This window comes from Clostridia bacterium, from assembly GCA_017438525.1.
GTDB lineage: Bacteria > Bacillota > Clostridia > Oscillospirales > RGIG8002 > RGIG8002.
In genome coordinates, this window is sequence record JAFRVI010000065.1 from 1 (window position 1) to 23872 (window position 23872).

Consider the following 23872-nt stretch of genomic DNA (forward strand, 5'->3'; position numbering starts at 1 on the left):
CGGCGGCTGTCTGAATAAGTCCGCGTTAAAACGCTTATGCAACGATTATCCCGCCGTTCACCGCGACGAAGGGTATGTCTGTGTTTTCGCGATCCTTGAGGGCAGCAACATCGACAACTATATGCTTAAAACCTGACGCTCCGGACGGAATATCAAACTTCATTACAAAGAGATATTCGTAATTATTGCCCTCCTCTTTTTTGGAAGAGAGTGACGTCGTGATTGTGCCGTTCTTTGCGGTAGTATCATCCATATAAAAATTGATCTTCTCTCCGGCATTGATTTCATCATTCAAAACCGGATTCGTTTCGTAACCCTTGTAAATCAATCCGGCCGGATCAAAAAACAATTGCATACTAACCCAGTTCCATTTGCTGGCAGCGTTAACAATAATCTTGACTTCTACTCCCTTTGCGCCGGGAGCAGCTTCGACCGTCTCTACACTGACTGTCACTTTGGCAGCCGGATCCTTAACAGTAACATTGTAGGTTGTCGTCGCACCGCCATAAGAGACCGTAAGCACTTGAGTGCCGACAATGGAGTTATCAAAACCGCTGACCATATCTACGGTCATCGGGATCCATTCGCTCCAACCATTGTATATAACCGTGATTGCACCGCCTGAAACATCCAGTTCTTCGCCGACTTTGTATGCTGTCTTCGGTAAATTGGTCACCGCTATGCGCAATACCGTTTCATCTTCTACAACAGTAACATTAAATGTAGTCATTTTACCGCAATATGTTACGGTAAGAGTATAAACACCGACCGTGGAACCGTCGAAACCGGTGACCATATCCGCCGTCAGCGCGACAGTCTTATCCGAGCCGTTGTCGTAGTGAAGCGTGACCTCTCCACCGGAGACGTCGAGCGGTTCCCCCTTAATATATCTTATCTTCGTCGGCAGCGTCGTTACCTGAATATGCAAAAGTTCAACCGGCTCCGCGCCATCGAGCGAACTCGGATCCGCGAGCTTCGCCGCCACGCGCAGTATAGAAAGCGCATCCGCTACGGTGATCACGCCGTCGCCGTCGATATCGCAGGAGGCGATCAGCGCGTCGGTGGACTCCGCGAGTCTCGCGGCAACGCGCAGCGCGGAAAGCGCGTCCGCAACGGTGATCTGCCCGTCGCCGTCCGGATCGCCCTTTGCGGTTGAACCGCCGATGAATTCATACGGTATACCGTTAGCGAGCGCATACTGATGCGCGCGTGAACCCTCGTATATCCTCAACGTTGTCGGATAATACGCTTCGAACTCACCGTCGCCATCCTCGTCTTTCCAAGACACGAACGCCTCGGTGCTGATACCAGTGTTACGACTCAATATTGTTATGCTCTTCAAATTTGAACAGTTTTCGAACGCCCAGGCGCCGATGAAAAGGAGTGTGTCGCTTGTGTCAAGTATTTCGGCGCTCGTCAGACCGGTGCAGCCGGAAAACGCCAACTGCCCTATGTTCACAACACCTTCCGGAATTGAAACGCTCGTCAGACCGGTACAACCCTGAAACGTCGCCTCGCTTATGCTCCTCACGCTGCCGTCTGCGGGAATAACGCTGTTTTTGCAGCCGGCAATCAGAGACTTATATCTCGTATCTATAAGGCAATTCCCGGAAACGTGATAGTTTGGGTTGCTTTCCGCTATCGTTATGGTTTCAAGATTCGGACATTCGGCGAACATGGCGCCTCCCGCGCTCTCCAAACCGCTGCCTATCGAAACGGACGTCAGACCCGTGCAACCGAAGAACAACTCATCGCCAAGCCATACCACGCTGTCGGGTATCACGACGGACGTCAGGCCGGTGCAGCCGGAAAACGCGCCATATTCAATTGTTTGGACTCCTTCGTGCAGTGCTGTGTCGGTCAGACCGGTACATCTGTAAAACGCGTAACTGTATATGTTTTTAAGACTGTCCGGTATGCTGACGCTCGTCAACTCTGCGCAATCATAGAACGCATAGCACCCGATGCTTGTCACGCCCTCCGATATGATAACGCTTTTAACGGCTCTTCCCCACGGCGCAGGATAATCCTCCCATATAGAATAGTCTTCCATTTTCCCCGTGCCGCTTATAGTCAGGACGCCGTTTTCAAGCGTCCACGTGAGATTATCGCCGCAGGTACCGCTTTCGGCGCGGACTATCATCCCTGCCGGAAGCAAAGCGAGCAGCAGCGCCGCCGTCAGTATCGCGGAAATGATCTTGGTGAACTTTTTCATAATATTGACTCCTTTTGTTATTTTAAACACATTGTGGTTTATATTGATAATCGTCATATTTTCAGAAATACTATTACAACGGCTGCATAAAAACGGAAAACTATGCATCTTTAGCTAATGAACTCGCCGGCGCCGACTAATTTATCATCATCGTAAACTTCAAATTTGCCTGCTTCGATAAGTCCAGCCGCTTCCGCCGGTTTTATAAACCTAACGTCGCAGGTAGCGTCTTTGGGCGAATAATTCGACAGCGCGGCTATATACATTGATTCAACGTTGCGTTTGTTTTTGTATTTTGCGCGGATAATATATATCTGCTGTTCAAGAAATTCGGTGTTCAGTTTTATCGACGCTTTGGCGATAATATCATTATTCCCGACTGCTTTTCTGATGAATACATCGTATTTATACTTCACCATCATCATAATAATCAGTAATACAAAAATGACAGGGGCGGTATAAAGAGCCAGTTGAAACTTTTTTATAGAAATAAACAATACTAAAAGCACCAAAAGCACTAGAGAACACAACAACAGTATTATCTGAATCAAAAAGCCTTTCCCCGATGCCAGTGTCCCGACCTCTTTACCACAGTTATTGCAAGAAAGCCACCCCTTATTTACTATCGTTCTTCTTATAGGCAACGCTTGCGATCTAAAAGAAGTTTTTTGCAAGGCGGTTAATGACTTTTCACCACAATATGGGCAATAAAACTTTTTCAATATTATACACCTCTTACTAGTAATTAAAAACCCGCACGTTTCACCAATTAAACAGTATATCATTTTTATACTGACAATACTGTACTCTGAATAATTGATTAAACATAGTCAATTATTCCTGTTAATCAAGTATTCAATTATTTCTTTCGGGATATTATCATAATCATACTCGACCGATGTATTATCCAAGAGTTTTATCAAATCGGCAGAACCCTTTCCATGCGCTGATTCTGTAATCCTGATTATATATCCCGATTCCCACGTGTTGCTTTTGAAAATATACGGTATGACCCCTACGTCATGTGACAAAATGAAGAAATCGTTATTATTATTCGCCCAATAAGCCTCAGCCCCGTGCGCATACGAATATCGGGACGTAAACAATAAGATTTCATCATACGGGGCATCACACTCGCGAACAGCAAAAACAACGCCGCCGTTATCCGATTGAACCATTTCGAGCATTTCAAAAACGCCGTCGAACGATTCTTTTGACTCTATGGCATTACTGCCATTTAATCTGGTACACGAACACATTAACAACAGTACGCTAACCATAATAGTGCTGATTAATTTAACACTCTTCATATGAGTCGCCCGTAAATATAATTGATTGACTTAACTATTTTGATTTCAACTTATCACTTCATCTTCGCGGCAACGTTGAGGAATTTGAGCGCGTCCGAAACTGTCAGCTCTCCGTCTCCGTCAATGTCGGACGCGGCGAGGAGTTCCGGTGTCGTTTCCACAAGCCCGAGCGCCGCACGCAGCACGCACAGCGCGTCCGCTACGGTTATCTCTCCGTCGCCGTCGGGATCGATAACGGCCGGCTTGAACTGCGGTACCGTTACCGGCTTATCGGAACCGATTATCTCATAAGGAACGCCGTTTTCTTCGGCGTAGGTCTGCGCATACGAGCCCTCGTATACCGCCATAACTATATCCGTAGGCGTCGGAACGTTGAAATAGAAAAGTCCCATCCCGATGCTTGTAACGCTTCTGGGAATAACGATCCTGCGCAAAGAGGCGCATGCCAGGAAAGCGAAATCACCAATGCTTTCAAGGCCTTCGGGGAGGTTTACTTCCTCGAGCGATATACAATTTGTGAACGTCCACGACTCTATTCTTTTTATGCTTGAGGGGATCGTGATACTCTTCAGATAATTACAACTCATAAAAGCGCCTTCGCCTATACGTTCCACGTTATCCGAAATCTCGAATTGCTCAAAGCTCAAGCCGGATAACATTTGATCGTCTATCTCGGTTATCGACTCCGGAAGCTTGAGTTCGGTCAAGCCCTTGCACCCGGAAAATGCGCCGTAACCGATATCCGTCACTCCTTCCGGTATGTCGAGCGCTTCGAGATTACTGCAGGCCTGGAACGCGTTTCTTCCTATGGACTTCAAGCTCTTCGGAAGTATTATGTCGTCTTTCAGCGACTTGCATTTTTCAAAAGCATAATCGGCGATGTGCTCCGTGCCGCGTTTGACGACGAAGAACTCGAGTTTGGTATTCTCCTTGACCTTTATCAGCCACTTGCCGATATAGAGCGCGTCCATTCTCCAGTTGCTCTCGTCTTTGTAGTAAGAAGTTATCTTGAACGCGTCTTTGCCGATATGCTGTACGCTGTCAGGGATACTCATTACCACGTTGTTGCCGAAAGCTTCCTTACCTATATCCACAACGCCCTTGCCGATCTCAATCATACCCATATAGCACTGAAAAGCTTTTTCGCCGATTATCCTGAGACTGTCGGGCATACGGAAATCGTTGCTTTTGAGATCACAGTCGAAAAACGCGTACTCTTTCACTTCTTCAACGCCTTCCGGCAGGACGAGCGTCTGCAGGACCGCGTCCGCAAACGCGCTCTTGCCTATGACCTTGACGCTCGCGGGGATCTCTATGCTTTCTATCTGCTTGCAGTTATAGAACGCAAAGTCGCCGATAGTCGTTACGCCGTCCTCGATAATGACGTTTTTGATATCCGTTCCCCACGGCGCAAGGCGGTCCAGATCGGGGTTACCCTGAAACGCGGAGTGAGCGTTATACTTCAGGTAATTCTCCATAGGACCGGTGCCGCTGATGGTCAGGACGCCGTCTTCAAGCGTCCACGTCACGCCGTTGCCGCATTCGCCGCCGTCCGCATACGCGACGGCAGGCACCGCGAACAAGCTGAGCAGCATAACTGCCGTCAGTATCGCGGAAATGATCTTGGTGAGTTTTTTCATAGTATTACCTCCGTTAGTTCACATACACGCGATAATTCTATTGATACGGTTGAGTATATCTATCTATAATTTATAATACCCCCCTGAATTTGTCAAGGGGGTTTACGAAATACTTAACCACAGATAACAAATACTTAATTACAGATAATTGAGACAAGCAATTGACCGGCAAAGCGGCATATATCGAAAAAAGCCCCGTGCGCGGGGCTTTTTCTCTATGGTTTATTCTTCATTATCCTCCGGCGGAGGGTCGGCGGAGATGCCGGGGAGATTCAGCGCGGGCTCGGAGTTCGGTACGGACGCTTCGCCCGCGAGTCTGCGGCGGCGGCGTCTGCGCGCGGCGAGCAGGACAACCAGCAGCACTATGAGCAGGACGAGCGCACCGGCGCCGATAAAGACGTACAGCTTGTATTCCTCGTAAAACTCGAGCAGCTTGTCAAAGAATCCGGCTTCGTCGGCTTTCGGCTCGTTTTTCTTCTTTTTGTCGTCCGCCTTTTTGGTGTCGGCGGTCGCTTCCTTGACCTTCATCTCATAGCCGTTCTTTTTCGCGTATTTATACGCGTAAGTCCCGTCTGTGACGGTCAGCACTATGCCGTCGTTATCCGTGAAGGCATAAGGGCCTATTGATTCGATATTATCGCTGAGGGTCAGCGCGGTTATCGCCGTGCGGCGAAGGGCGCTCTCGCCTATCTCGGTGACCGCCTTTGGCAGCTTCAGCTCGCCGAGCGCCTCGCAGGCGTAGAAGGCGTAATGCCCGATCCTCTCGACGTTTTTGCCGAGCTCTACGCTGCTGAGCCGCGTGCAGTATTCGAACGCGCCGGAGGGGACCTCCTTGCAGTTGACGGACACGCTCTTCAGCTTCTCACAGGCGCCGAAGGAGTAGGCGCCGAGCTCCGCACCGTCCGGTATGTTCACGCCGCGCAGCTTCGGGCAGCCGTAAAACGCCCAGTCGCCGATCTTTTTGACGCTGTTCGGGATCTCGACCTTTTCGAGCGCGGTACAGCCGAAGAAGGCGCTGTCGTTTATCCGCTCCACGCCTTCGGAGATTATTACCTCCTCGACCTCCTCGCTGGCGTAGAATACGTCGGCGACGGCCTTGACGTAGCTCGGTATCGTGACGTAGCGCGGGTTGCCGAGGTATGCGACGAGCACGCCGTCGCCGAGGAGCACGAAATCGTCATCCGCGTGGGTGGTGGCGTATGTCGGGTAGAAGGCGCGCCTGCCGATATCCGAAAGCTTATCCGGCACGCGCAGATCCTTCAGCGCGATGCACCAGGAGAACGCGCCGGCGCCGACCTTCGTGACGCTGTCCGGTATGTGCGCGGCACGGAGGGACGAGCAGTCGTAGAAAGCGTTTCTGCCGATCTCCTTGACGGATGAAGGTATCGTGACGGTCGTCAGCCGCTTGTTAGTGAAGAACGCGAAGGGCGCGATCTTTTTGACTCCCTGCGGTATATCGTACTGAACCGAGTGCGCCGCGGGATGTATGCAGATCGTCTTGCCTTTATCCTTGAAGAGCACGCCGTCGACCGAGGTGTAAACCGGATTGCCGGACGCGACGGTCACGCTTTTCAGATTCTCGCAGAGGCAGAACTGCTCGTCGGTGATGTCAAGCATCGCCGCGGGGAGCTGCACGGAAACGACGTCTTCGTTATCATGGAAGGCGGTACCGCGCATCTGTGCGGCGGGCAGGCCGCCGAGCTTTTCGGGTATAACGACGTTGCCGCCCTTGCCGATATACCTGATTATTACGGCGTTTTTGCCGCTGACGACGTAACAGAAATCGCCTTCGTAAAGGACGTTTTCCTCCTCTTCTTCCCCGCTGCTTTTCGTTTCCGCGGACGCGCAAAGAGAGCATACCGAAAGCGCCGTTATCAGCGCGAGCAGCAGGCAGAGCAGTTTTTTTGTCTTTTTTGCTGAAATCGCCATCTGTTTTCTCCGCAAATCAGTTTTTCGGTTAGACAATTATCCGTTTAATACGTATTATAAGGTCAAAATATTTTGATTTTATGTGCGAATGTTAAAAAATATGCAAAATCACGCTGTTTTTGCAGGTATCAGCCAAGTTCCGCGGCTCTCCGCAGGATCAGCAGCGCGTCGGAAACGGTGACTTCGCCGTCGCCGTCAAGGTCGCAGGCGATACGCGTTCTGCGGGAGGGCTCTTTCAGCCCCAGCGCAGCACGCAGCGCAAGCAGCGCGTCCGCGACGGTGACTTCGCCGTCGCCGTCCGCGTCGCCCGCCGCGAGCGGCGCCGCCGCTTCAAGCGCGAAGACGCCGGAGGAAGCAGAGCGTATCGACGCCTTCCAGACTTCAGCGCCGGCGAGGTCGTCAACGCTGATCGTGCATCCTTCCGCGCCCGCGGTCGCCCTGCCGAGCGAAACCGCCGAGGAAGGATCATACGCCGCAAAGGAAACGAGCTTTATCACACGCGGACTGTCTACATATTCGAGCGGCATCGTGTAGTTTTCCTCGTCCATATCCCAATAGTAATAACCGCCGTCCGCGTCGACGTTATGGCCGAGGGACTGTTCGTATCTCCCGCGCGACGCGGAGAAGCAGCGGCTGGTTATCGTTCCGTCGCCAACGGTCATATAGCGGAAAAGTCCGCTGCCGCCGTCGCGCCAGTTATACCACCTTTCCGGGTCCATCTGGTAGCAATGGAGCAGTTCGGTGACGTTTCTGCCGTCATACGCGGCGCGGGTGCGCCGCGCGACGCCCGGCTCGTGGCCGCAGAGAACAAGACGGACGTTTTCGTTATCCTGAAGGTAGGCGTTCCAGAAGTCCTCGGCGGTGACGTACTGCGTAAGGAACTCCGCTTTCGGCGTCAGATAGCCGTGGAAGCAGACGACGGCGGTGCGGTTGCGATAGGTCGAGAGCACGCGGTTCGCCCACTTTATCGTGGCGGCGGAGGTTTCGTCGGTCCAGCCGATATAGAGGAATATGAAATCCTTGCCGCCGAGGGTTATCAGGTCGTAGTGGTTGACGTTGTCGTTCAGGCCGCCGCCGTACCAGTCGCAGCCGCGGTAGAACTCCTCGCCGAAGTATTTCTGCCACATTCTGAAGCTGGGCGCCCACACCTCATGGTTGCCGGGGAGTATGCCGTTCGGGACTCCCGCCGCATATATACGCTGATATATCTGCTGAGCGAGCACGTATTCCTTTTCCTCGTTCATGGTGTTGACCGTGTCGCCGGTGTTGACCATATATCCGATGTCGCCCGCAAGGTAGTCGGCGGCGATCTGATCGAACTGCTCTTCCATATAGAAGGTTATGTCTCTGGGGCCGGTGTCCCAGTCTTTTTCTATGTAATACTGCGTATCCGTCGTCCACGCGAAGACGTCGGAGCCGTTATCGACGGTGAAAAGCGTGACGCGGAAACGGACGTTTCCGTTATCGGCGTAGGCGGCGGTCGGGACGTCGGCGGCGAGCGTTACGGACGGCGCGTCGACGAGCGCGTCGGTCAGCTTCACCCACTCGTTCGAGGCGGGATCGAGCGCGCTGAGCACGAGCGTTTCGCCGAGATTCGCGCCGCCGGTGAAGGAAACGGTGAAGTTCGCTTTTTCATATCCGGAGACGTCGACGTCGAAGGTCTGCGTCGGGTATTTCCCGCCGGTCGCGGAGGAAACGGAGTAGGCGGAAAGCGGCGTTTCCGCTTCGCCGTCCGAGCCGACGGCGGTCACGGGAAGCGCGGTCGTATAGCCGGTGAAGGAAACGGATTTGTTCTCCGCGCCGAGCAGGTCTACGTCGAGCACGGCGGAATTGCCGTCGAGCGCTACGGAAAAGTCGCCGAACGAATCGGCGGCGGAAAGGTAAAACGCGAAGGAGCCCTGCGCGGTAAATCCGGCACGGTCGGTCGCCTTCCACGCGACGCGGTGCATTCCCGCCTCTTCGCCGGAAAGCGATTTCGGAAGCGTAACTTCCATACCGTCCAGCCGCACTGTCAGCGTTTCAACGCCGGAGGCGGCGTCGGCGATCTTCAGATCGAGCGTCGCGTCGGGAGCGGCGACGGCGCCGTCCTCGATCGAGGAGGATACGAGGTATGGCGCGGCGGAGTCGAACACCGCCTTCTGCTCGAAGGCGAGGCGTGTGCCGACGGTCATGCGCAGAGTGTGCGCACCGTCGGCGTAAGCGGTTGTGTCAAGTGTGCATACGGTGTTGCGATCGCCGTATGCGTCTATGCGTTCGTAATCCGGTTCGATAACTTCACCGTCAACGGTCAGACGCGGAAAAACTCCGCCCATCGTGCGCAGATTAAACTCGCGGACGCCGGTGTAAACGCCGCTTTCGTCAGCGCTCCAAAAGTCCTCATGGTATTCGCGGAATACACTCATCGAGCCGATATAGTAGTAGGTGTCGACGGCCACCCCCTCTTCGGGAGTCACGACGAAGCAGAGCGCGTTGACCTGCGGCAGATACTTCGACGCAAAGAGTTCGGGATCGGCGGTGAAACCGTCGACGCATTCCGCGCCGTCCCAGTAAATATAGGCGAAACCGTCGTCTCCGACGGGGTAATCATCAGTCTCGAAAACAAATCCCTTATCGTAATCTGTATACAGCGCCGCTGTCGACTGCCCGCGCGATGGGGTTACAGCCGCACGTATGCGGACGGATCCTCGCAGCGCGACGGATTCGGAGCCGGCGCCGGTCATTATACGGACGCGGATACCGTCGCTGTCGGCGGCGGATACTTCGCCGAACGCGTTGAAAGTACTGCCGGAGGCAGCCGGGTCGATATGCGCGCCCTGCGCGAACGGATCGTCGAAACTCGAATCGGGCGCACGGCAGGTCGCGACGCTGAAGCTCTCATATTCCGAAGAAGCGCCGATCACGCGGACGCCCTTCGTCACGTCGGGCGCGGCTTCGCCGCCGTCGAACGCGGCCGGCGCCTTCACGGCGTTTATATACACGGTCGCAAGCGCGATGCGGTTATAGCCGGAAAAGCCGTTCAGCTCCGTCAGTATGTATTGCCGTTCCGCTCCCGACACAAAGTAAAACGCGCCGGAAACGACAGAAAACGCGATTAAAAAACAGCATATCAAGGCCGTCGATCGCAGCGTCTTTTTTGTGTCAGTTTTATTTGTTTCGCGCTTCATCGCGCTCACCTCCGTTATCCATCAGTTCAGACCCGCGGCGCGGCGCAGGATGCGCAACGCGTCGCTGACCGTCACTTCTCCGTCGCCGTCGACGTCCGCGGCGAACCAGCGTTTCGCGGTCACGCCGTCATAGAGCCCGAGGGACATGCGCAGCGCGGCAAGCGCGTCCGCGACGGAAACTTCTCCGTCATCGTCGACGTCCGCAGCGGTGAAGGACACACCGGAGAAGACGACGTCGCGATTTTCGGAAACAGCGCTTCCCTTTCCGCTGACGGCAACGACGCAGACCCTTGCGCTTTCGCCGACCGCACGGGAAAGCGCACCGACGTATTCTCTCGCGTCTCCGTCAAGTTCAGCGAGCGTCTCGCCGTCCGCGCGGATTATGAAGCCGTCGGCGGCTGCGTTTTCAGGCAGCTCCCAGCGGACCGTGAGCGTATCATTCGCGCCGTAGGCGCCGGTAATAAGCGGCTGCGGCGCCGAACCGCACTCGGATGGATATACCGCCGAAGTCTCGCCGTCGCACACGACGTACCAGAGCCCCTCGGGAAGTCCGGTGAAGCTCGCCCTTCCGTTTGTCACGACCGCGGACGCCGCCTGCCCGCCCTCTTCAACGGTGCGCGCGGTGAAGGAGAAGCTCTCGACTCTGCGTTCGTTATCGATAAGGCGGACGGGCATAGTGAAGTTCTCCTCGTCCTTATCCCAATAATAGTAGGCGCCGTCGACGTCCGGGTTGCGCTTGTAAACTCTGATGTAATCCTGCTTTGAGATCGTGAAGGTGCGGTTCGTTATCGTGCCGTCGCCGACCGTGACGTAGCGGAAAAGTCCACTGCCGCCCTCAAGCCACTGCCACCACATATTCGACGGCGAACCCGACTGGTAATCGTGGAGAAGCTCGAGCACCGGTCTGCCGTCCGCAGTGTAGCGGATGTTGCGCGCCGTGCCGGGCTCGTGGCCGCAGAGGATCATCACGACGTTGGGGCAGTCCTCGGCGATCGCCCAGAACTTCCTTGCGGTGTTAAAAAGTATCTCGCCGTCGGTCCCGAGATAGCCGTGGACGGCGATGACGCCGGTGCGGTTCGGATAGGTATTGAAGACCTTGCGCGCCCAGGCGGTCGCCGCAGCGTTGTTTTCCATAGTCCAGCCGAGGCAAACGAAGACAAAGTCCCTGCCGCCGATAGTCACAAGATCGTAGTGCCCCTTGTTGTTGTCGAAATCGCCGCCCCACCAGTCCTGATGCTCATAGAACGCTTTGCCGTAATAGGTCGACCAATTCGTCCAGTTGGCGTCGTGGTTGCCGGCGACGACTCCGTTGGGGATGTTCGCGTTATCGAGTATGTTGCTGAGCTCGCGGCATTCCGCGAACATCTCCGCGTTGTTCGGCTCGTCGGAAATGTCGCCGGTGTTTATCACGTAGCCGATCTTGCCTTCGCCGTATTCCTGCACGAAGAGATTGAACTGATCGCGGACGTAATAGGTATAGTCGCGGTAGGTGCCGTCCTCGTAGTTGTGCTGGACCATATGCTGCGCGTCGGTGCACCAGGCGAAGTCATCCGCACCGTTATCCACGGAAAGCAGACTGACGCGGAATTTCATTTTCCCTTCCGAAACGCGATCGGCGAGCGCGGCGGATGCGGAAAGCGTCACGCTGTTCGCTTCCATACGGGCGCGGGCGAGCTCTTCCCATCGCGACTCCGTTTCGTTATATACCGTCAGTCGGAGCGTTTCGCCGATGTTCGCAGCGGCGGAGGCGGAAACGTAGATCTCTTCGCCGGCAACACCGGAAACGTCAACTTCGAACGCCTGATAGGGATATCTCTCGTCAAGCGTCACGGCCTTGGCGCGGCCGCTGAACGCCGCCTCTCCCGCGGGCGTTTTCGCGGAAAGCTCGCCGAGCGCCGCGGCGTTTTCGTACGCCGTCACCGGCAGCGCCGCGCCCGCGGAGTAGGCGTAAGCCGTCTTGCCGTTCGCGCCGCTTATTTCAACCGCCGCGCTGCCTGCGTCCGCGGAAAAATCCCCGTATGATACTCCGCTTCCGACGCTGAAGATTATCGAACCTTTTTGGGTCATTCCGGCGCGGTCGGTTATCGAATACGTGAGCGAGTGAGCGCCGGCGGCTAATCCGGAATATCCGTGCGGCAGCGTTATCGCGGCGCCGTCCAGACGGACGGAGAATGCGGCGACTCCGCTTTCGCCGTCAGCCGCGCGCATATCTATCGTGCCGGAGGAAGATGCCGTGCCTCCGTTTTTAACGCTGCTGTATGCGAGATACGGCGGCGTGTTATCGAAGCAGAGCGTCTTTTCGCAGACGCAATCACCGTCGAGCAGCAGGCGGAAGACGTGGCTTCCGTCGCCCGCAGCGGCGGTGTCCACACGGTATTCTATTCTGTTAAGCCCGTAGGAATCGGTGCGGACGGTTTTTTCGTAATAGACCGGCATTGGACTGCCGTCCATTTCCAGCGCGAGCGTTCCCTCGTGCTCCGAAATGCCGGAAATCGTCACCGTTCCGCCACAGAAGCCGTCCGAGGAGGCGTATACGTCGTATTCGCAGCGCTCGCGGTAAGCGCGCAGGCCGCCGATATAAAATAATTCACCTCCGGTTATCGCTGCGTCGGGCGTCACGATGATGTTCATCGCGTTCACACGCGGCAGGTAATCGGCAAGGAAGTCCGCATCCGCGGGAGTCCTGCCGTCGATCGGTACGGCGGATTCAAACAGCACGTTGACGAATCCGTCCGCGCCTATTTCATAGTCTGTAGTTTCAAAGATGAAGCCCTCTTCATATTCGCTGTATATTTCCTCCACGGACATTCCGCGCGAAGGAGAGACGCCGAACTGCAGGCGCGCTTTTCCCGCGACCGCGGTAACGGAGCCGGATGCTCCGGTCGCGACGCAAAAGCGGATGCCGACGCTGTCGGCAAGGGCGACTCCGTCAAACATATTATAGTTTTTCCCTGAAATGATCGGGTCGATATGCGCGCCGTCCTTGAAGGGATTGGCAAAAGACGCGTCGGGCGCGCGGCAGGAGGCAATGCTGAAGCTGTTTTCGCCGCTGTCGCGGGCGATAGCGGTCAAGCGTACGCTCTTCTCCACACCCTCGCCGGGCAGCTCCGCATTCGACGGCTGCGGCGATTTCACGCCGGAAACGGCTACCGTCGCGAGCACAACGCGTGTGTATGAGTCAAATCCCGTCATATCCGCATAGATATACTCCGTTTCGGAAGCATTTACAGCCGGAACGCCGGCAAATACGCTCATTAAAAGCATCGAGCATAATATAATCGCAAAAAAACTTTTCAATTTCATATCACTCTACCTCCCTACGCGCAAGCGCAAATATAATGCCATTTCAATTATATCGTCGTCCCTGCGCAATTTCTTGTCATTCTGTGATTTTTTTACGAATGCGTGATATTTTGCGCGCGTTTTTGCGCCGATTTATCGCTATAATATGTTGACTTGACGAACGCGTTATGATATTATTATTATGAAGCAGATTCAGGATACAGGCAGGAACCGGAGGAAGCGATGAGGAAAACGACTGCGTTCATAATTGTCATAGCGTTGATATTCTCCGTCTTGGCAGGGACTGTCTTCTTCGCGTCCGCCGCTCCGTTGGATGAAGCGATGGCGGCGGCGAAGCCGGAGCTTTACGGACTTTACACGCCGCAGAGCGCGGGTCTGCTTCGCGACGCTTATGATAGGGCAGCAGCGGGTGATGGCGACGGAAGCGCGCTTCTCGCCGCGCTCGACGCGCTCGCGCCGCTTGAAAACTATAAGCGCGAGACATTGATCGGCTTCAGCGGGCTCGACGGCGAAGATATCGCGGCTATGAAGCTCTGCCGCGGCGAAGTTTCGGTATGCGACGGCGCCGTTACTCTTTCCGGCGAAGGAACGCTCCGCTACTGCAACGCCGTTCGCGGCGGCATTGCGGGCCCCTCCCCCTTCGGCATGGCGACTCCGGACGCCGACGGATTCGTGCTCGCGATAGATTCCGCCGCGGATGCGCGGCTCGATATCGAGATCGGCAGGCGCGGCAGTTCGGACGACTGCGTTTTCACGCTTTCCGACGTTTTCGTTGCCAATGGTGAACGTTACTATTTCTTCCCCTTCGAGCGCTTCGGCGACCTGCCGCTTGACGGCACGCTTAACTATATTTCCCTGACCTTTACCGGAACAAGCGCGGTTTCGTTTTGCGACCTGCACGCCGCTTCCGCCGGAGCCGAGGGTGCCGCGGAATTCGTTTATTCCGAAGAACCGATGACCGCGCAGAACTTCGACCCCGCGAAGTTCTATAAGATCCTCCAGCACGATACGGATCTCGCGCTGACGGTCGTATACGAATTAAGTACGCGAAAACTTGTTTTCGCCGCAAACGCCGGAAACGACGATTCTCAACTCTGGCAGATCGTGCGCGATCCGGCCGTTACCTCGCGTTTCAGACTTGTCAACAAGCTTACCGGGCTTTCGCTGCAGCAGTCCGCCGACGGCAGTCTTTCGCTCACGCTCAGCGTCGCCGATTACACCAACGCGGCGCAGAAATGGTCCTGCACGTATAACAGAACGCGCGGCTTTTCTTTCTATCTGGCCAACATCGGAAAACTGTCATACCTCGGCTCAAAAGCGCGGCTCTCAGGGACCGACACCGCGACGAAGTATTTCGACGTCGTATGCACCGGCGGTGAAGAGTGGACGCAGGTCTGGAGCGATGAATTCAATACGCTCGACCGCAGCGTATGGTACGTCATGAACGCCAAAAACCGCGGCCCGACCGAGCCGATGTTCAACCGCGACAGCCCGAACAACCTCTATATCGAAGACGGCAACCTCGTCATCAAGACTATAAAAGAAGAATACCTCGGCTATCACGCCACGAGCGCCTACCTCTCCACCGAGGAGAAGGTGCAGTTCACCTACGGCAGAATGGAGATGCGGGCGAAGCTTCCGGAGGGGCGCAAGATCTGGCCCGCATTCTGGATGATGGGCGAGGATGAGCGCTGGCCGCGCTGCGGCGAGATCGACGTCGTCGAGATGGTCGGTTCCGGACCGGATGATGATTACCTCGGCGAACGCGGTTCCATCGCCACCTTCCACTATGACAAAAACGGCATTCATATCGAGGAAGGCGGCAACACCGACGGGAATACGCTCAGACACGTCGAAAAGCTCTCCGAAAACTACCATACATACGCGATAGAGTGGGACGAAACACAGGTGCGCTGGTATTTCGACGACACGCTCTATCTGACCGTGAATTCGGATACTCCGGAAAAGATGATAACCCTGCAGGAAAACCCGATGTTCCTGATACTCGACACATCGATAGAAGGTCCCGGGAACAATCAGCTTCCCGAAGGTATGCCGGATGAGGCATATTTCTACATCGACTATATCAGATATTACAAGAGCGGCGTCCGCGCGAAGCCCGCGGATACTATTCCCTACGGATACGAATCGGGCTCGCCCGACTATTACGAAGCCATCTGGTCGCCCGCACATATCGGCGCTTACTGCGCCGCGACCGATCGCCTCGTCTACTGCAACGCCGCCACGGTGGCGGTTATTTACGACGTAACGAGCATGACCCACGTCGCCTCCCGCAATCTCATGACTTCCGGATGGTCTATGTCATGCGCGGTTTCCGCCGACGGCAGCACCGCCGTCTTTGGCAGGGAACGCAAGATAACCGTGTCCAAGACCGACCTGCTGGTGCCCATGACCGAGATGGCGGAGGGGATGTTCCCGACGATAGCGCTTAGCAACGACGGCAGCCGCTGTTATTACGGCGCCGTTCCGAACGAAAGGAGCAACGGCTACTGCGATTATTTCCGCATTTTTGAATGCGAAGACCTCACGGAGATCGCCAACGAATACACGGGCAGTTGGGTCGACTCAATAGCCGTCGCCGCCGATGACACCTACGCCTACGGCTGTTTCGACGGCAAGGTGCGCGTGCGCTCCGCTTCCGACGCCGACCTCGGCGGTTTCACCGCCGAAGGCCGCGTTATCTCGCTCGCCTTCTCTCCCGACTGCAAAACGATCTATGCCGCCGACGGCGCGCTGAAGATATACAAGTATGATATCGCATCAGGCGAAACGAAGCTTCTCGCCGTCTGCGCCGACGAGGTCTACAAGCTCGCCGTTTCGCCCGACGGGAAACGGCTCGCCGCCGCCTGCGGCGACTCCTGCGCCAGAGTTTACGACGTTGAGACCGGACGGCTTGCCGCGCGCCCCTGCCTCGGCAGACTCACCGTCACCGAGGTCGTATATTCCGCCGACGGCAAGCTCCTGCTGCTCGGCTGCACGGACGGCAGGATAGGCGTTTACCGCGCATCCGACGGACTCCCGCTCGCTCTGCTTTATGACGAAGCCGGCGGCGGAACGTGGTATCACACCATAGCGATAAGCCCCGACAACCGTTCCGTTATGGCTATACGCGGTCGGGAGGATTTTTCCTCCGCGGTTGCCGGATGGCGCATCCCCGAGCTGCTTTCTGAATGCTCTGATTCCTCTGTGCTTGCCGCGCTGCCCTATTATGACGAAGCGGTCTACACAGCCGAAAGCTACGCTCCTTACGCCGTAGCGCTCAAAAACGCGCACGCGGTCAGGACGAACAGATACTCCTCGCAGTCCGCTGTCGGCGCCGCGCTCGCGGCTGTCGAAGAAGCCGCCGGCGCGCTCGTCGAAACGGGCGCCGACTTTATAAAGGGCGATCTTGACGGCGACGGAGAGATAACCGTTTCCGACGCGCTCGCCGCGCTCCGCATCGCCGCGAAGCTCGCGGAGGAAACTCCGGAAAGCATACTCATCGGCGACGCCGACGGCGACGGACGCATCACCGTTTCAGACGCACTGGCGATACTCCGCGTCGCCGCCAAACTTGCAGACGCGCTTTAAGGAGGAAACGAATCCGGTGAAAAAACTAACGGCAGCCGTTTTGATCGCGGCTTTAATATGCGCCTGTTTCTCCGGCGCCGCTTTCACGGCGGCTGCGGATTCGCTCGACCGCGCCATGAGTACGGCAAAGCCGGAACTCTACGGATTATACACGCTGCAGTCCGGAAACGCCCTGCGTGACGTATATGATCGCGCAGCGGCAACAAAAGCGGCCGGCGGCACCGACGCCGCGCTCGCATCCGCGCTCCGCAACGCGCTGGGTGGACTGATCCCGCTCGGTGATTACGAACGCATCAAACTCGGCGGGTTTGACAACGTAACAGACGCCGATATCGCTGGGATGAAGCTGAATTCCGGCTCCGTATCCTCCGCCGACGGCGTTATTACACTCTCCGGCGGCGGCACTCTGCGCTACTGCAACGCCGTTTCCGGCGGCATCGCGGGCCCCGACCCCTTCGGCGCCGTTTCGCCGCATGCGGACGGAATCGCCCTGAAGATCGATTCTTCCGCCGATGCGGCGCTCGACCTTGAGATCGGGTCGCGCGGCGAAAGCCGCTCCGTCTATACGATTTCGGATATCGCGGTCTCTTCAGGAGAGCGTTATTACTTCTTCCCCTTCAGCCGCTTCGGCTGTCAGCCCGACGAAATGTTCAATTACATCTCACTTGCCTTCACCGGCGCGGACGAGGTATCCTTCTCCGACCTGCACGGCTGCGCGGGAGCGCTCGACGGCGCGCGGAAAGCGGAGTATTCCGAAACGCCCGTCACGCCGCAGGCGCTTGATGGCGGCGGATACTTCAAACTGCTGCAAAAAGGCACTTCGCTCGCGCTGACGATGCTTACTCCAACAGATACCGGCGACAGATGCTGCGTTTTCACCGAGGATGACCCGAACGACGACAGTCAGCTCTGGCTGATATGTCCCGACCCGTCCTCCGCCAACGCGGTGCGCTTCATAAACAAACACTACGCCTTCGCCCTTCGATGTAACGCGAACGGCGGATCAGTCATATCGGCTTCGCGCCCGAATCTCACCGAGCCCGAGCAGGTTTTCAACTATTCTTATAACAACCACCGCGGATTCTCGTTCACTTTTTCAGGTAATCAGCGTCTCTCTTATACCGGATCATCATTGAAATTCGTCTCATTGACCAGCGGGATCAAATACTTCGAGATCGTCTCCGTCGCCGCGCCCGAGTGGAGCACCGTATGGAGCGACGAATTCGACGGCCGCGCTCTCGACAGAAACGTCTGGAACGTCAGGGACGGAGTCGTTGACGGCGGTGAAAACGCTTACGCCTTCCGCGACAGCGAAGATAACGTCTTTCTGCAGGACGGAAATCTCGTGATACACACCTTCGAGGGAGAGTACCGCGGGCGCCCCGCGACAAGCGGGCACGTCAGCACCGAGGATAACGTGCAGTTCGGCTACGGCAGGTATGAATTTCGCGTGAAAATGCCGCACGGTCAGGGGATATTCCCCGCGCTGTGGATGATGGGAAACGACGACCTCTGGCCGCTCACCGGCGAGATCGATATTCTCGAAATGGTCGGCTCCGGCCCGTCCGACGGCTGGAGGGACGACAAAAAAGCGATAGCAACCTTCCACTACGCCGACGAAAACGGGGAGCACCGCGAGCTCGGCGGCTACTCGACAAACGGTTTTCTCTACTGCCCGGAGCGTCTTTCCGAGGATTATCACATATACGCAGTTGAATGGGAAAAGGATCAGCTGCGCTGGTACTTCGACGATATACTCTATCTGACTGTCAACGTCGAAGACGCCGCGCTCGCCTCCGCGCTGCAGGAAAACCCGATGTACATACGCATCAACGTTGCGCTGCACGGGCCCGGCGACTATCAGCTGCCCGAAGATATGGCCGAGGCGTTCATGTACGTCGATTACGTCCGCTATATGAAGCCGCGCTCTTCGGCGGCGCCGCAGGACGGAATAAAATTCGACCGCGCGATTCCGACGTATGATTTCAGCCGGGAGTTCTGGTATCCTGCCAATGCCGGAGCCGCTGACGCCGCGCAGGATAAAATGCTGTATGCAAGCGGTTCTTCCGCGCTCAAGATATTCAGCGTCGGGGATATGAGCGAGCTTTACAGCGCCGAGATCGGCGGCGAACGGTACTGGATAAAAAGCTGCGCTTTATCCGCGGACGGCAGCCGCGCGGCTGCCGGATACACCGGCGGCGTCGCGGCATACAACGGCAGATTGAGCATAAGCGCCAAAACCGACTTCGCTTCAAACTCGCCCGTTGTCGCGTTAAGTCCCGACGGCTCGCGCTGCTACGCCGGCGGACAACCTAACGACTCGAGCGGTTTCTGCGATTACTTTTACGTTTACAACGCGTCGAATATGCGCTTGATCAAGAGCGAATACACCGGCAGCTGGGTGGACAGCATAGCAGTCCACGGCAGCGGCGTTTACGCCTACGGGTGCTTCGACGGCACCGTGCGCGTGCGTTCCGCTTCCGACGCCGACCTCGGCGGTTTCACCGCGGGCGGAAGAGTGATCTCGCTCGCCTTCTCCCCCGATGGAAATAAACTCTTCACCGCCGACGGCGGATGCAATATCTGCGTTTATGATATCGAAAGCGGCGCCGCGTCGCTCCTCGCCTCGCTCGGCGACGAAGTTTACCGTATCGCCGTTTCGCCGGACGGAACACGCCTCGCCGCCGCCTGCGGCGACTCCTGCGCGAGAGTCTACGACCTCGCGACCGGACGGCTCGCCGCGCGCCCCTGCCTCGGCAGATTGTTCGTCACCGCAGTCAATTATTCCGTCGACGGCAAGCTTCTGCTTCTCGGCGGTACCGACGGCAAGATCGGCGTTTTCCGCGCCGACGACGGGCATCCGCTCGCGCTGCTGACGGAAAACGGCAGACCGCGCTGGTTCGACACCTCCGTCATCTGTGCGGATAACTCCGCCGTCATGTCGATACGCCGCATTTACGACTACCGGTCCGGACCGATCGCGTGGACGCTTCCGTCCGATCTCATACCCGCCGACGGCGGCGATCCCTATGCGCTTGACGCGCTTCCCTGTTACGACGAAACCGCATACACACCCGAAAGTTACGCTCCCTACGCCGCCGCGCTGAAAAACGCGCACGCGGTCAGAGCGAACAGATACTCCGCGCAGGCGGTCATCGACGCTGCGCTTGCGGCTGTCGAAGAAGCCGCCGCCGCGCTCGAAGAATACGTCCTCAGGGGCGATCTTGACGGCGACGGCGAAGTCACCGTCTCCGACACGCTCCGCGCCCTCCGCTTCGCCGCAAAACTTGCCGATCCGGACGAAAACGACATCCGTTCCGGCGACGTCGACGGCGACGGCGAAATAACCGTCTCCGATGCGCTCGCGATACTCCGCGCGGCAGTCGGACTTGCCGATTTGCTTTGATAACGGTGCTTTGCGCCGAAACGATAAGAAAAAACAAAAAGGAGAGACTCAGTATGAAGAAAATCATCGCAACGATCCTTACCGCGATCATGGTCTGCTCGCTCTTCGCGGGCGCCGTCACCTTCGCGGACTCCGCCCTTTCCGCCGCGCTCGAAGCGGCGAAACCGGAGCTTTACGGATTCTATACCGCCCACACCGGCGGCTACCTGCGCGACTGCTACGACAGAGCGCAGGCAGTCGAACAGGCGGGCGGCGACGGCAGCGCCGAGGCGGCGGCTCTGAACGCCGCAGTTACCGCACTCGCGCCGCTGACCGATTATACGCGCTCGCCGCTCATCGGCTTCGTCAACATAGACGCCGCGGCGATATCGGCGATGAAACTTAACTCCGGAAGCGTTTCCGCCGAGGAAGGCGTTATCACGATTTCCGGCGAAGGTCCGCTCCGCTATGCCAACGCCGCGCGTGAAGGCATCTCCGGCGACTCGCCCTTCGGCGTCGCGACGGACGACTGCGACGGCTTCGCGCTGAAGATCTCCGCCGATGCTGACGCGGTGCTCGACCTCGAAGTCGGCAGGCGCGGAAGCGCGAACGACTGCGTCTTCACTCTTTCCGACGTCGTTATCACCGCGGGCGAGAGATACTACCTCTTCCCCTTCGACCGCTTCGGCGATCTCCCGCTCGACGGCACGCTTAACTACATCTCGCTGACCTTCACCGGCGCCTCGCTCGTTTCCTTCAGCGACCTGCACGCCGTGCTTGCGGAAGAAACCGCGTCCGATTACGAGTACACTGAAACGAAGCTGACCGCTCCGTCTTTCGACAGCACCAAGTACTACAAGATCACCCTTTCCGGCGAGCCGGACAAAGTGTTTGAAATGGTCGAAGACACCGGCAACGGCAAGTATATGCTCACCGCGCCGGTGCCCGGTAAAGCGAGCCAGGAATGGCAGATCTGCCGCGATATTTCCAGTCCGTCGCGCTACCGCATAATCAACCGTCACTACGGCACGGCGCTCTACGCCAACACCACCGGCGTCGCCCCCTCGCTTGACGACATCGTCCCCAATCTCACTGACACCAATCAGGAATGGGCATTCAACTATAAGAAAGGCAGTTTCACCATCCAGATCTCCGGCGTAACAAAGCTCACCACTTCGCTCGACGGCAGAGTCCGTTGCCAGAGCGCCGGCACGACCAAGACCTTCGATATCTACGAGGTCCCCGGCGACAATTGGCGGCTCGTCTGGTCCGAAGAGTTCAACGACGGCGAAGTCGACCGCACCGTATGGCGCAACCGCACCGGCAAGTTCCGCCCCGTAAGAGAGCCGATCTATCACCGCGACGGGCCGGAAAATATGTACTTTGAGGACTGCGACGACAACGGCGTCGTCAGCGGCAACCTCGTCATCCGCACCGACACCGCCCCGTGCGATGAGACCGCACGCTATTACCAGACTCCCGGACATGAGGAGGATCTGCTCGCGACCGGCGCGTATCTCGACTCAGTCGGCAACCACCTGTTCACTTACGGCAGGATGGAGATCCGCGCGCGCCTGCCCGAAGGCGACCACATCTGGCCTGCGGGCTGGATGATGGGTACTTCCACGATGGGCTGGGCCGCCTGCGGCGAGCTCGACATCATCGAAATGGTCGGCAACGGCGAACGCGGCAACTATACCGGCGACAGTTCTCCGATAGCCACCATCCACTGCATGGCGGACTCCGGCGTCGGCTACACTCAGGGCAGCAATGCGACCGGAAAGATGCTCACCGACGACGTCCTCGCTAAAGACTATCACAGCTACATCGTCGAATGGGACGCCGACAGCGTCCGCTGGTTCTGGGACGATATCCTCTTCTTCGTAATGCCGATAGACGTCAATCAGGAGCAGTATTCCTTCCTCTCCAACCCGATGTATATGATACTCAACACCTCCATAGACACCTCCAAAAAGGAGCAGGACGGGATCAGCTATCTTCCCGACAACACTCCCGATGAGAGCTTCTACTACATCAACTACATCCACTACTATAAAAAGACAAAAGAGGCGACTCCCCAAGCCGACTCCCCCGTCGAAGCGTACCAAAACTTCGCTTTCTACGATCACTCCAGCGAGATCGAGAACGTGATGGTCCCCGACGGCACCGGCAACAAGGCGTTCATCACCGGCAAGAGCGGCAAAATAATGGTATATGACATACCCACCGGCACCCTCGACCTGTCCCGCACGGTCAACTACGCCGACTGCCCGTGGAGCGGAGCCGTTTCGCCCGACGGCAGCAAATACGTCGTCGTCGAACAGGGCGGCAACGACCGCGGCAGCGTCAACGCCGGACGGATACTCGTTTTTGAAAACGGCAATTTCAGCAACCCGAGAATAATCGAAGGCAGCTACGCCTCCTGCGCGGAATGCGCGATTACGCCGGACGGCAAGTATCTGCTGCTCTTCGGCAGACCTCATTCCACGGAGGGCAGGAGCACCGCGAAGAACGTCTACGTATTCGATCTCGATACCGGCGAGATAGTTATGCAGGATCCTTACAACACCTACGGCCGCGAGCTCGTTATGGCCGCTGACGGCCGCTTCGCCGCATCCGGCACCGACGGCAAGGCGATACTTTACTCCGCCGACTTCCAAAAAGTCGCCGAGCTGGAGAACGACATACTCGTCAGCGCGATGGCGTTCAGCGGCGACAACAGCCGCCTCGCGACCTGCAACACCCGCGGCGTCATCCGCGTCTGGAATTCCGCTACGGGCGAGCTTGTCAAAGCGATTGACGGACCCGGCGAATACGACATCCTCTCCGTCGCGCTGAACGCCGACGGAAGCCGCGTCGTCGTCGGATGCTCCGACTTCTGCACCAGACTCTTCGACGTCACGACCGGAAAGCTCGTCAGGCGTATGGCGGGCGCGCAGTCCTTTATCTCCACCGTCAAGTATTCGCCTGATTTCAGCGTTATAGCGGCCGCGTCCAACGACGGCAAGATCCGCGTCTACGACGCCGACGGCCACATCCGCTGCATCCTCGAATCCAACCGCAGCGATACCGGCTACATCGATAAGTTCCTATTCTCCGCGGACAGCAAGCACATAGCCGCCGAGATATTCATCACTCAGAGAAGCTGCGTCGCCTTCTGGGAGCTGCCTGACGGCATCGCGTCCGAAAAGGCGGACTTCTCCGCGCTCGAGGCGCTGCCGTTCTATGACGAAACGGCGTACACCGCCGAGAGCTACGCACCCTACGCCGCGGCGCTGAAAAACGCAAACGCGGTCAAAGCGAACCCGTACTCCGCGCAGAGCGCGATCGACGCC

Annotated in this window: 9 protein-coding genes; 3 read left to right on the plus strand and 6 right to left on the minus strand. The window is 56.9% G+C overall.

Going from position 1 to position 23872, the window contains the following annotated elements:
- Positions 1-34: 34 nt before the first annotated feature.
- The 6 genes from IJL83_06175 to IJL83_06200 form a co-directional block, all read right to left on the minus strand.
- Positions 35-2215: a leucine-rich repeat protein gene (locus tag IJL83_06175; GenBank protein MBQ6553182.1), complete on the minus strand. Its 2181-nt coding sequence runs from the start codon at positions 2213-2215 to the stop codon at positions 35-37.
- A 110-nt stretch (positions 2216-2325) separates the two neighbouring features.
- The gene (locus IJL83_06180) at positions 2326-2937 is read right to left on the minus strand and encodes a hypothetical protein (protein ID MBQ6553183.1); all 612 of its coding nucleotides are present in this window, start codon (positions 2935-2937) and stop codon (positions 2326-2328) included.
- Positions 2938-3578: 641 nt separating this feature from the next.
- Complete coding sequence (locus IJL83_06185; protein ID MBQ6553184.1) at positions 3579-5165, minus strand: leucine-rich repeat protein; 1587 nt, start codon at positions 5163-5165, stop codon at positions 3579-3581.
- Positions 5166-5387: 222 nt separating this feature from the next.
- Positions 5388-7094, minus strand: coding sequence for a leucine-rich repeat domain-containing protein (locus IJL83_06190; GenBank protein MBQ6553185.1), 1707 nt, complete (start codon positions 7092-7094; stop codon positions 5388-5390).
- Between the two features lie 128 nt (positions 7095-7222).
- On the minus strand, positions 7223-10150 hold the full coding sequence (locus IJL83_06195) for a metallophosphoesterase (protein MBQ6553186.1): 2928 nt from the start codon (positions 10148-10150) through the stop codon (positions 7223-7225).
- A gap of 129 nt (positions 10151-10279) precedes the next feature.
- Positions 10280-13513, minus strand: a complete 3234-nt coding sequence (locus tag IJL83_06200; protein ID MBQ6553187.1) for a hypothetical protein — start codon at positions 13511-13513, stop codon at positions 10280-10282.
- A 270-nt stretch (positions 13514-13783) separates the two neighbouring features.
- Between IJL83_06200 and IJL83_06205 the strand changes: the two genes are divergently transcribed.
- The 3 genes from IJL83_06205 to IJL83_06215 form a co-directional block, all read left to right on the plus strand.
- On the plus strand, positions 13784-17152 hold the full coding sequence (locus IJL83_06205) for a family 16 glycosylhydrolase (GenBank protein MBQ6553188.1): 3369 nt from the start codon (positions 13784-13786) through the stop codon (positions 17150-17152).
- A gap of 16 nt (positions 17153-17168) precedes the next feature.
- Positions 17169-20558, plus strand: a complete 3390-nt coding sequence (locus IJL83_06210; GenBank protein ID MBQ6553189.1) for a family 16 glycosylhydrolase — start codon at positions 17169-17171, stop codon at positions 20556-20558.
- A gap of 53 nt (positions 20559-20611) precedes the next feature.
- Positions 20612-23872, plus strand: a 3261-nt coding sequence (locus IJL83_06215) for a family 16 glycosylhydrolase (protein ID MBQ6553190.1), incomplete at its 3' end; no start/stop codon positions are given.

Excerpts from the sequence above, each read along its gene's own strand:
- IJL83_06190 (MBQ6553185.1), bottom strand. The coding sequence starts at position 7,094 with ATGGCGATTTCAGCAAAAAAGACAAAAAAACTGCTCTGCCTGCTGCTC.
- IJL83_06200 (MBQ6553187.1), bottom strand. The coding sequence starts at position 13,513 with ATGAGCGTATTTGCCGGCGTTCCGGCTGTAAATGCTTCCGAAACGGAG.
- IJL83_06205 (MBQ6553188.1), top strand. The coding sequence starts at position 13,784 with ATGAGGAAAACGACTGCGTTCATAATTGTCATAGCGTTGATATTCTCC.
- IJL83_06185 (MBQ6553184.1), bottom strand. The coding sequence starts at position 5,165 with ATGAAAAAACTCACCAAGATCATTTCCGCGATACTGACGGCAGTTATG.
- IJL83_06175 (MBQ6553182.1), bottom strand. The coding sequence starts at position 2,215 with ATGAAAAAGTTCACCAAGATCATTTCCGCGATACTGACGGCGGCGCTG.